Genomic DNA, 1,663 nt, shown 5'->3' with positions numbered 1-1,663 from the left:
GGAAACAGTGTTGATGTAACGACAGAAATGCTAGATTTAATGAAAACAAACCAATTATACGGTGTTTCAATTAATGCAATTAATACGCAATACGCTATTAACCAAGCAGCACGTGGACGTTAATAGTAAAAGGAGAGACAAAGATGTTTCAGGCAATTAATGCAAGTGGCTCAGGGCTAACTACAGCGAGGAAATGGATGGAAGTTACTTCTAACAATATCGTAAATGCAAATACGACGGGAGCACCAGGTGCAGAGCCGTATCACCGCCGAAGTGTGGTGTTGGAATCAAATAATAGTTTTGCAAGTATGCTAGATGGAGCTCCTACTAACGGAGTGAAAATAAAAAGTATTGAAACGGATCGAAATGAAAATTTAGTGTATGATCCGACGCATCCGCATGCAAATGAAGAAGGATATGTACGTTATCCGAACATTGATGTGACAGCTGAGATGACGAATGTAATGGTTGCTCAAAAAATGTATGAAGCAAATACAAGCGTATTAAATGCGAACAAAAAAATGCTCGATAAAGATTTAGAAATCGGCCGAGGATAAGAGGGAAGAGGGGAAATATGAAAATTCAACCAATGTTAAATACACAGCCATTTGGAGCGATTCAGCCGATTGGCACACAGAAAACTTCAGAAACATCTGTAGTTGAAGGCAAAAAGTTTATTGATTTATTGGAAGATATGAATCAAACGCAAAATAATGCCCAAACAGCAGTATATGATTTACTGACAAAAGGGGTAGGAGAAACGCATGACGTTTTAATTCAGCAGAAGAAAGCTGAATCACAAATGAAAACAGCTGCTCTCGTACGCGATAATCTTATTGAAAATTATAAGTCACTAATTAATATGCAAATTTAGGAAAATGGACGGGTGTATTTAAATGGAAAAGATAAAAAATGTTTTCCAATCGTTGAAAACGTGGCATAAGTTAGTGATTGGTGCTGCGCTTTTAGCGATTGCAACAGGAGCACTTTTATACTTCACCTTGCCAGATAAATATGTTGTTGTATATCAAAATTTAAATGATACAGATAAGCAAGAGATTACAGCAGAATTATCGRAGCTAGGTGTTGATTACCAATTAGCAGCCGATGGTTCGATTCGAGTGCAAAAGAACGATGCTCCATGGGTTCGAAAAGAAATGAATGGAATGGGCTTGCCGTTTAATTCAAAAAGCGGTGAGGAAATTTTATTAGAAAGCTCGCTCGGTTCAAGTGAACAAGATAAGAAAATGAAGCAGATTGTCGGTACGAAAAAGCAATTGGAGCAAGATATTGTACGAAACTTCGCGACAGTTGAAACGGCAAATGTGCAAATTACATTACCTGAAAAAGAAACAATTTTTGATGAAGAAAAAGCAAAAGGAACAGCGGCGATTACTGTTGGTGTGAAGCGTGGACAATTATTAACAGCTGATCAAGTTGCTGGTATACAGCAAATGATTAGTGCGGCAGTTCCTGGCGTGAAAGCAGAAGAAGTAAGTGTTATTGATAGTAAAAAAGGTATCATCTCAAAAGGAGCAGATGAAGCGCATTCTAACAGTTCCTCTTCTTATGAAAAAGAAGTAGAGATGCAGCATCAAATTGAAGGTAAATTAAAGCAAGATATTGACGCAACGTTAATGACGATGTTTAAATCAAATGAATA

The 1,663-nt window shown here is 37.3% G+C and carries 2 protein-coding genes and 2 pseudogenes; all 4 read left to right on the top strand.

The features are described 5' to 3' along the window. Positions 1 to 123 (top strand): annotated as a pseudogene (gene flgB / locus AC1DJR_RS29000) (flagellar basal body rod protein FlgB); the annotation flags it as partial. Positions 124 to 143: 20 nt separating this feature from the next. Then, on the top strand, positions 144 to 557 hold the full coding sequence (gene flgC, locus AC1DJR_RS28995; protein ID WP_002030933.1) for a flagellar basal body rod protein FlgC: 414 nt from the start codon (positions 144 to 146) through the stop codon (positions 555 to 557). A gap of 17 nt (positions 558 to 574) precedes the next feature. Next, on the top strand, positions 575 to 874 hold the full coding sequence (gene fliE, locus AC1DJR_RS28990) for a flagellar hook-basal body complex protein FliE (RefSeq protein ID WP_002064631.1): 300 nt from the start codon (positions 575 to 577) through the stop codon (positions 872 to 874). 22 nt (positions 875 to 896) lie between these two features. Further along, a pseudogene (locus AC1DJR_RS28985) lies at positions 897 to 1,663 on the top strand (flagellar basal body M-ring protein FliF); the annotation flags it as partial.

The organism is Bacillus sp. 05T31, assembly GCF_056396725.1.
This window is presented reverse-complemented; position numbering and strand designations above follow the sequence as displayed.